Here is a 9,516-nt window from a genome sequence, read left to right on the forward strand (position 1 = left end):
AGGAACTCCTCTCGCTCGACTTGCATGTGTTAGGCACGCCGCCAGCGTTCGTCCTGAGCCAGGATCAAACTCTCAATAAAAAGTTTAATCTCTTCGCTCAAATTACTTTGAGTCTTAATTTTAAGACATCTAAAAGAATTGCTGGTTTATTTTACTTAACTTATTTTCTGTTCAATTTTCAAAGACCATTTTCTTCATCGCCCTCAAGCGACTTTATTATCTTATCACTTAAAGTTATCATTGTCAACATATTTTTTATTGTTTTAATGATTTCTTTAATATGTTTTGTTCCTCGCTTGGAACGAGATTAATCTTACCACTTATATTAATACTTATTTCTACAAAATACGATATTTACATCGAATTATATTACTTATACTTAATAAATCTCTTTTTTTCTAATATATAATACTATTGATACACCCGGAACATTTGTTATTATATTTCACCTATATAGTAACTATTAGATTTATTTCAATAGCTACTATATAGATTTATATATTTATTATTTCTTGTTATATTTCTATCTTAAACAACTTTTGCTCTTTGAATAGTTACAGGATAATTATTTGTACCTTTAATTATTTGACTTTCATTCACTACAGTTCCCTTATCAGCTATAACCCTATCCATTACAGCATCAGGACCAATTACTGTGTTTTGCATTATAACACAATTTTCAAGCTTTGCTCCTTTTCCAACAACTACTCTTCTACCAATTATACAGTTCTTTACTTCTCCTTCTATATATGATCCATTAGCAATTATAGAGTTTGATACTAAACTCATATCTGTATATTGTGTTGGAGGTTCATCTTGTGACTTAGTAAATATAGGCTTTTTATTATAAAATAACTCTTTGTTTATATTTTGATCTAGAATATCTAAATTAGTATCAAAATATGCTTTAATTGAATTTATACAAGATAAATATCCATCAAATTCATATGCTCCCACTTTAAACTTATTAAGATTTGAAGCTATATAGCCTTTTATTTTTCTATGAATTCCAGTTTTTATGCACTCATGAATAATATCAGTAAATAACTCCCTCTTCATAATATACATTTCCATGTTTATATTTGCGATTTTCTCTCTACCTATATTTTCACCAATGCTAATTACTCTATTATCACTGTCTATATTTAAAACTTCACATTCCAAAAACTTTTTATCTGCATTTTCTACTTCTTTATATACTATTGTTATATCATTTTTAGACTTCTTATGATATTTTAATACTTCATTATAATCTATATTACATATCATATATGATGGACTTATTAGTACATATTCTTTTCTACTTTGTTCAATGAACTCAATATTATCTATAAAGTTATGAACATCATCATAGTCAGGATCATAATCTCCAAAATTAAATACTCTAAGACCATCTTTTTTTCTATGCAAATCCCATGGTCTACCATTGGTTAGATGATTTATTAATGATCTTGATTTATTAGCTGTGAATATTCCTATTCCTTCTATTCCTGAATTAGCCATATTAGATAATACAAAATCAATAACTCTATATCTTGCAGAAAGAGGTACTGATGCCAAAGTTCTATTTCTTACTAATTCTCCCATTCTGCTTTGGTTTTCATCTAAATTTATTATTCCTAAACAATTATTCATTCTTCCAGCCCCCTTAAACATTAACTACTTCATCATCTAAACAAATCTCTTTTAACTTTATATTTGATTCATTAACTATATATTGATAAGCTCCAACAACTTCTATTGAATCTCCATTACCAATGCTACAGCCATGATTTATTATTGCATTACTTCCAACTATAGCTTTATCTATTACAACATTATCTCCAATTTCTACATTTGGCATTATCACTGAATCTCTTATCACTGTATTTTTACCAACATATACACCTTGAGATACTACGGAATTTTCTATTTTACCATTGATTATACAACCTTCTACTATTAAAGAATTTACTATCTTAGCCTCATCCCCTACATATTGAGCTGGTCTTACTTGATTTTGTGAATATATTTTCCATTCGCTATCATATAAATTCAAATCATTATCTATTTTCAATAAATCCATATTAGCTTCCCATAAGCTATCTATAGTTCCAACATCTTTCCAATATCCCTTAAATGGATATGCCATTAACTTTCTTCCTTCATTAAGCATTTTAGGTATTATATTTTTACCAAAATCATTGCTTGAAGATGGATCATTTTCGTCTTCTCTTAGGAACTTCTTTAATACTGCCCAGTTAAATATATATATTCCCATTGATGCATTAGTACTCTTTGGTTCACTAGGCTTTTCTTCAAATTCATATATTGTATTATCTTCTCTAGTATTCATTATTCCAAATCTACTAGCCTCTTCTAGCGGAACATCTATAACTGCAATTGTTGCATCTGCTCCATTTTCTTTATGGAACTCTAACATTTTATCGTAATTCATCTTATATATATGGTCACCAGAAAGTATTAAAACATATTCAGGATCATATCTATCTACATACTCTATATTTTGATAAATTGCATTAGCAGTCCCCTTATACCAATCTCCACCTTTTTCTTCTTGGTATGGTGGTAATATTGATACTCCTCCATCTCTTCTATCTAAATCCCAGGGATCCCCTATTCCTATATGGGAATTTAAATCTAATGGTTTATATTGAGTTAGTACACCTACTGTATATATGCCTGAATTCGAACAATTGCTTAAAGGAAAATCTATAATCCTATACTTTCCTCCAAACGGTACTGCAGGTTTTGCTATATTCTTAGTTAATATTCCTAATCTGGATCCTTGTCCACCAGCTAAAATCATCGCTACAATTTCTTTTTTTCCCATATTCTCTTCCCTCTCTCCTATACTCATATCTTAGTCTTTTAAAATTTATTTATTATCATTGCTAGAAATTACTTCATTATATAATTCAATATATTCTTTCGCAGATTTTTCCCAACTATTATCTGCACTCATAGCTTGTCTAACAATGCTATTCCATTTATTTTTGTCTTTATAAATACTTAGGGCATATTTTGTTGTATTAAGAAGCTCATCAAATCTATAATTCTTAAATCCAAATCCATTGCCTGTTTCATCATACTCATTATAAGGAATTACTGTATCTTTTAGACCCCCAGTTTCTCTAACTATAGGGACACTTCCATATCTAAGTGCAATTAATTGTCCAAGTCCACAAGGTTCAAATAATGACGGCATTAAAAACATATCTGATGCAGCATAAATCTTATGTGCTAATTCATTACTAAATTTTATATTTGAACTAACCTTTTTAGGATGTCTACTTTGGAAGCTTTTAAAACTTTCTTCATACATATAATCTCCAGTACCTAATATCACAACTTGAACATCTTCCTTAAGTAATTCTTCTAATATATTAATTATTAGATCACAACCCTTTTGATGCGTTAATCTAGATACTAATCCAATCATTGGAACATCCTTATTTACTGGTAACCCTAATTCTTTTTGTAAATCTTCTTTATTAATTTTTTTATTTTCAAAATCATTAGCACTATAAGTAGAATATATATACTTATCCTCTTCTGGGTTATATTCTTTATAATCTATACCATTTACTATTCCTTGTAATGCAGAACCCCTATATCTAAGTAATCCATCTAACTGTTCTCCATACTCTGGAGTCTTAATTTCTTCTGCATAACTCTTACTTACTGTAGAAACTTTATCTGCATAATTAATTCCACCCTTTAAGAAACTAACAGCCCCATAATGCTCTAAGCTTCCATTGTTAAATGCTTCATAGTCATATCCAAATAACTCTGGTAAAACTTGTGGATTAAACATACCTTTAAAGAATAAATTGTGAATTGAAAGTACTGTTTTCATATTTTTAAATTTTTCTTCTTTGCTATACTCCAATTTAAGTAACACTGGCACCATTCCAGTTTGCCAATCATTACAATGTAATATATCAGGTACCCAATCTATATGCTTTACAAATTCTAAAACTGCTCTATCAAAAAAAGCAAATTTTTCTCCATCATCATAATATCCGTACAATCCATCTCTCTTAAAGTAATACTCATTGTCTAAAAGATAAAACTTAACTCCATCATGTTCATATTCTAAGATTCCACAATATTGACTTCTCCATCCTACATTTACAGTAAAATTATCAATATACTTTAAGTCTTCCTTTATTTCTTTTTTTATATCTCTATAATTAGGAATCAGAACTCTTACATCTGCGCCTAATTCCTTTAATGCAACTGGTAAAGCACCAATAACATCTCCCAATCCACCAGTTTTAATAAAAGGATGTGCTTCTGACGCTACTATCAAAATATTCAATTTTATATCCCCCCACTCAATCTTATGTTATTTTTTAATTTTCTATTATCTCTTTGCTTTCTATAGTATTTGTTTCAGGTTCCTTAATAAGCTTATTAACAGACCATACAGAAACAGCCATAGGCGGTACTTTTAACGTAATAGAGTATGGCTTGTTATGATATTGTATTTTCTCTGATAATATAGCATCCTCATTTAATTGATTAGACCCTCCAAATTCCTTTTTATCAGAATTAAATATCTCGCTATATTCTGCATTATAAGGTACTCCAATTCTGAAATCATGATAAACAACAGGAGTAAAGTTGAAAACAAATATTAATGTATCTTTAGCTTTATTTCCCTTTCTTATGAATGCAAATATACTTTGATTAGCATTATCCGCATCTATCCACTCAAATCCATTAACATCATAGTCTAATTCCCAAAGAGCATTATGTTCTTTATAAAAACTATTTAGACTTTTACAATAATCCTGAGTTAATTTATGCATTTCAAAATTATCAATTAACTTCCACTCTAACTGTTCATACTCTCTCCATTCTATAAATTGAGCAAACTCGTATCCCATGAATGTTAATTTCTTCCCTGGATGCCCCATCATATAGGCTAAATATAACCTTAATCCAGCAAACTTATTCCAATAATCGCCCCACATTTTATCTACTAAGGACTTTTTACCATGAACAACTTCATCATGTGATATTGGTAGTATAAAGTTTTCTGAGTAGTTGTACATCATGGAAAAAGTCATATTATTATGATGATATTTTCTATATACAGGATCCATTTCTACATACTCTAAAGTATCATTCATCCATCCCATATTCCATTTAAAATTAAAACCTAATCCACCATTTTCAATCGGCATACATACATTTGGCCATGATGTTGATTCTTCTGCAACCATAAGAACATTTTTAAACTCACCAAATACAGCTGTATTTAACTCTTTTAAAAACTCTATCCCTTCTAAACAGCCATCTCCACCAAATTTATTTGGCCTCCATTCACCCTCATTTCTTCCATAATTCAGGTAAAGCATATTAGATACAGCATCTACCCTCAATCCATCTATATGAAACTCTCTCATCCAAAATAGTGCATTAGAAATTAAAAAGCTCTTTACTTCTGGTCTACCTAAATCAAAATTAGCTGTACCCCATCCTTTATTTTCAGCCTTCCAGCCTTCTTGATATTCATAAGTTGGGCTACCATCAAAGTGATATAATCCATGCTCGTCCTTACAAAAATGTCCTGGTACCCAATCAAGGATAACCCCTATATCATTTTTATGAAGTATATTTACTAATTCTTTTAAATCCTCTGGATTACCATATCTACTTGTAACGGAATAGTAACCTATTCCTTGATATCCCCACGAAGCATCTAATGGATGTTCTACTAATGGCATAAATTCTACATGAGTATATCCCATTTCAATTAAATACTTAGGTAGCTCATCACATAATTCTTTATATGTAAGAAATTCGCCATCCTTAGTTTTCCATGATCCTAAATGCATCTCATAAATATTTATTGGAGATTTTAGTATATCCGTTTTTTCTCTTTTATTTGTCCATTTCTTATCTGACCATCTAAACTTACATTCATCTTTAACTATTGATGCAGTATTAGGTCTAAGCTCTGAAAAGGTTGCATAAGGATCTGCTTTATATACTCCCTTTAAGCTATTCTTATTTATAATATAGTACTTATATTTAGTTCCTTCCTTTAAGCCTGGAATAAATATTGACCATACTCCTCTTTTATTAACCTTCTCCATTTTAAACTCTTCTTCCGGTTTAAAATCACAAAAGTCTCCTACAACATAGATTTCACTTGCATTCGGTGCCCAAGTTGTAAATCTTACTCCCTTTTTCCTTTTTTCACTTACTAAATGAGCTCCCATAAATCTATAACTACTATAATTTTTCCCTTTATGAAATAAATCGATGTCTATATCTACAAGTTGTCCATTTTTAACCTTACCCTTTACCACCTGTGTCATACAAATCTCTCCCTTGAACTTAACATAATTCTCATGTTGATAATTATACCATCGCGTTACATTAATTTCCATTGAATCCGTAATACGATAATCCTTAATATCCTATGTTTTTCATCATATATTTACATATGATTATTTATTAACTTTTTAAAATCTACATCAATCGACTTTTTACCATAAATTCTATAAAAATATTACAATTATATATCGAAATTTAACTATAAATATATCTTAAGACTATATTAAGGTTTTATTAAGGTTTTATATCCCTTTAAATTAAGATTTTAACTCTAAAATTATTAATAGATAACTTAAGGGAGGTAATAAATTGAAGGTTTTAGAGGTAAAAGGACTTAAAAAGAAGCTGGGCAAAAGAGAAATAATAAAGGATATCTCTTTTTCCATAGAAGAAGGAGAAATATTTGGATTCTTAGGACCAAATGGAGCTGGAAAAACAACAACTATAAGGATGTTAGTTGGACTTATAAATCCAAATGGAGGTAGCATCAGTATCTGTGGCCATGATTTAAAAAATGATACAGAAAATGCCTTAAATGAAGTTGGTGCTGTAGTTGAAAATCCTGAATTATATAAATATCTATCAGGAAGAGAAAATTTAATGCAAATTGCTAGAATTAGAAATATTCCTAAAACTCAAGTAGATGAAACTATAAAATTAGTAGGACTTGAAGATAGAATAGATGATAAAGTTAGAAAATACTCACTAGGTATGAAGCAACGCTTAGGCTTGGCTGCTTCACTTCTATCTAATCCAAAACTTCTTATTTTAGATGAGCCTACTAATGGATTAGATCCATCCGGAATATTAGATTTTAGAGAAGTAGTTAAGAAAGCTGCTAAAGAAAGAGGAATGGCTGTATTTATATCTTCACATATCCTTTCAGAAGTTCAACATCTTTGTGATAGAGTAGCATTTATTAATCATGGGACTATAAAATCAGTAGAAAATGTAATAAATGAATCTATGGAAACTGATACCGATATAATTTGCTTAAGATTATTGCAAGAAATAGATACTAACAAATTATTATCTATTGACTATATAAATTCTGCTAGAAAAACTGATGATGGAATAGAAATAATATTATTATCAAATAGAACTCCTGAATTAATTAAGTATCTTGTTAACAACAACTATGATATACAAGAGATATTTAAGATACGTAAAGGCTTAGAACAAAGATATATGGAATTAGTTGAAGGAGGAATTAGATAATGTTATTGACTCTTATAAAAAATGAATTTATTAAAATCTTTAAAAGATCTAAGACTTGGATTGTCTTTGGATTGTTTATAGTGTTTATTGGAATAACTGCTTTTGGTACATGGATTAACGATAAGCATATGAAAGAATGGACTTCTCCTGAGTATCAAATAGACCAAGCTGAAGAACAATTAGTTCATATAAGAAATGATATAAAAAGAGCTGAAGCTGATGGAGACCCACAATGGATCCAAAGTTCTAAAGAAATAGAAACTAGTCTTTTAAAGCAAATAGAAGATAATAAGGAAATACTTAAAAACGGAATCTCTGAAGATGCGTGGAAAAAACAATTAGATGAATCAATAGAAACTACTGAAAATACTATCAAACAATATGAAGAAGATGGTCTAAATGAATGGAATAAAAAATGGTATGCTGAATCAAAACAGCAATTAGATGACTTAAAATACTTAAAGAATAATAATATAAAGCCTTTACAAGGTTGGGAATACCATGCATTTAATTTTTTAAAAACTCTTAATGAATTCTTTGGCTTAGGAGTATTAATAGCAGGAATTGCTGTATTTATGAGTGATATGGTTTCAGGCGAATGTACTCCAGCAACATTAAAATTCTTACTTGTGCAACCAGTTAAAAGAGGAAAAATTTTATTGTCTAAATTTATTGTTTCAGTTATTACAGTATTATCATTAATATTAATACCTCAATTAGTTGGTATGACGGTTGTTAATATGACAAGTGATGTTAATGCATCAGATTATCCTGTTAGAATTGAACAAAAGTATGAAAAAGTGTTTGATCAATCTTCAGGAGAAATGTTAATGCAACAAGTTCCCGATACTTCTAAAATGGTTACTAATACCGAAAGTGCTATAAGAACATTAGGCTTTCAATCACTATTTATTTTATCAGCTTGTTCAGTTATTTTTATGATATCTACTATATTTAAAAGTAGTATGACATCAATGGCTGTTTCAGTAATATCAACTATATTCTTGGCAATAGGAACTCAAGCAATTAGTTCCCTAAGAGATATTAGTCATATACTTTTTACAACTTATGCCGATGCTGGTAGTTTAGTAAATTCCAAGTTAGCATTAATGTATCAAAACCCTAAATTAACAACAACTAACGGAATAATATGTATGATTATAACTGCAATAATAGCGTATGTGATAGCACATATTAACTTTACTAAAAAAGATATTTTAATATAGTAAATCTAAGTATAAAAAAATCATAATATAGATTGTAATATAGATTGTAATATAGAAGCATAAAGGGGCTCGCGTTTCGCGAGCCCCTTTATGCTTTATTAATCTTACTACTATAACAACATTCTAATATTAAAATATACGTTATAGAAATAATTTTAATATATTTTTTAGTAAAGAAAATATTTATAAAACATGTTAAAACAATACCACTTTATATAAGTTTGTAATTAAAGCTAAAAGTTATAAATAGATTATTAAGTAGATATTTCTTCAAATTTCATATTACTACTATCTTCGCTTTACTTGTCCTCTGTTAACTAATAATATAGTCCACAACTAACAAATTATTATCCACAAATATATCTAGTTATCAACATTAATTACTTTATTATTTCTTTACACTGTTGATAACTTTTCATATATATAATAAAACTTTATATAATTTTCTATAGATCTCTAACATCTCTATCTATATTTATCCCCATCTCTAGATCTTAATCTTTAAATCTTTAATTAAACATACTTTCATAACGAATAAGACCTACATAAAATAAAAAAGACTTAAGAATTTATTCTTAAGTCTTTTTAATGACCTGGCAACGTTCTACTCTCCCACACAGTCTCCCATGCAGTACCATCGACGCTGTAGAGCTTAACTTTCCTGTTCGGAATGGAAAGGAGTGTTTCCTCTACGCCATCATCACCAGATTTCAGAGTG

The 9,516-nt window shown here is 29.2% G+C and carries 6 protein-coding genes and 2 rRNA genes; 2 read left to right on the forward strand and 6 right to left on the reverse strand.

Annotation, left to right across the window (positions count from 1 at the left end; translation table 11 throughout):
• The 5 genes from NSA50_RS19115 to glgB all read right to left on the reverse strand — a co-directional run.
• Positions 1–80 (reverse strand): 16S ribosomal RNA (locus NSA50_RS19115); the annotation flags it as partial.
• A gap of 448 nt (positions 81–528) precedes the next feature.
• Complete coding sequence (gene glgD, locus NSA50_RS19120) at positions 529–1,635, reverse strand: glucose-1-phosphate adenylyltransferase subunit GlgD (RefSeq protein WP_257447979.1); 1,107 nt, start codon at positions 1,633–1,635, stop codon at positions 529–531.
• Positions 1,636–1,648: 13 nt separating this feature from the next.
• Complete coding sequence (locus NSA50_RS19125; protein WP_195266909.1) at positions 1,649–2,833, reverse strand: glucose-1-phosphate adenylyltransferase; 1,185 nt, start codon at positions 2,831–2,833, stop codon at positions 1,649–1,651.
• A gap of 45 nt (positions 2,834–2,878) precedes the next feature.
• A complete protein-coding gene (gene glgA, locus NSA50_RS19130) occupies positions 2,879–4,324 on the reverse strand; it encodes a glycogen synthase GlgA (RefSeq protein WP_257447983.1) in 1,446 nt (481 codons plus the stop codon).
• Between the two features lie 34 nt (positions 4,325–4,358).
• Positions 4,359–6,335, reverse strand: a complete 1,977-nt coding sequence (glgB, locus tag NSA50_RS19135; RefSeq protein WP_257447985.1) for a 1,4-alpha-glucan branching protein GlgB — start codon at positions 6,333–6,335, stop codon at positions 4,359–4,361.
• 328 nt (positions 6,336–6,663) lie between these two features.
• Between glgB and NSA50_RS19140 the strand changes: the two genes are divergently transcribed.
• Both NSA50_RS19140 and NSA50_RS19145 read left to right on the forward strand, forming a co-directional pair.
• On the forward strand, positions 6,664–7,572 hold the full coding sequence (locus NSA50_RS19140; protein ID WP_257447996.1) for an ABC transporter ATP-binding protein: 909 nt from the start codon (positions 6,664–6,666) through the stop codon (positions 7,570–7,572).
• Entirely contained in the window at positions 7,572–8,798 is a 1,227-nt protein-coding gene (locus tag NSA50_RS19145) for an ABC transporter permease (RefSeq protein WP_257447999.1), read from the forward strand. Before NSA50_RS19140 ends, NSA50_RS19145 begins: the two co-directional genes overlap by 1 nt.
• Positions 8,799–9,389: 591 nt before the next feature.
• Here NSA50_RS19145 and rrf read toward each other — a convergent pair.
• Positions 9,390–9,506 (reverse strand): 5S ribosomal RNA (gene rrf / locus NSA50_RS19150).
• Between the last annotated feature and the right edge of the window lie 10 nt (positions 9,507–9,516).

Source organism: Clostridium mucosae, from assembly GCF_024622765.1.
In the GTDB taxonomy this organism is placed as follows: Bacteria; Bacillota; Clostridia; order Clostridiales; family Clostridiaceae; genus Clostridium.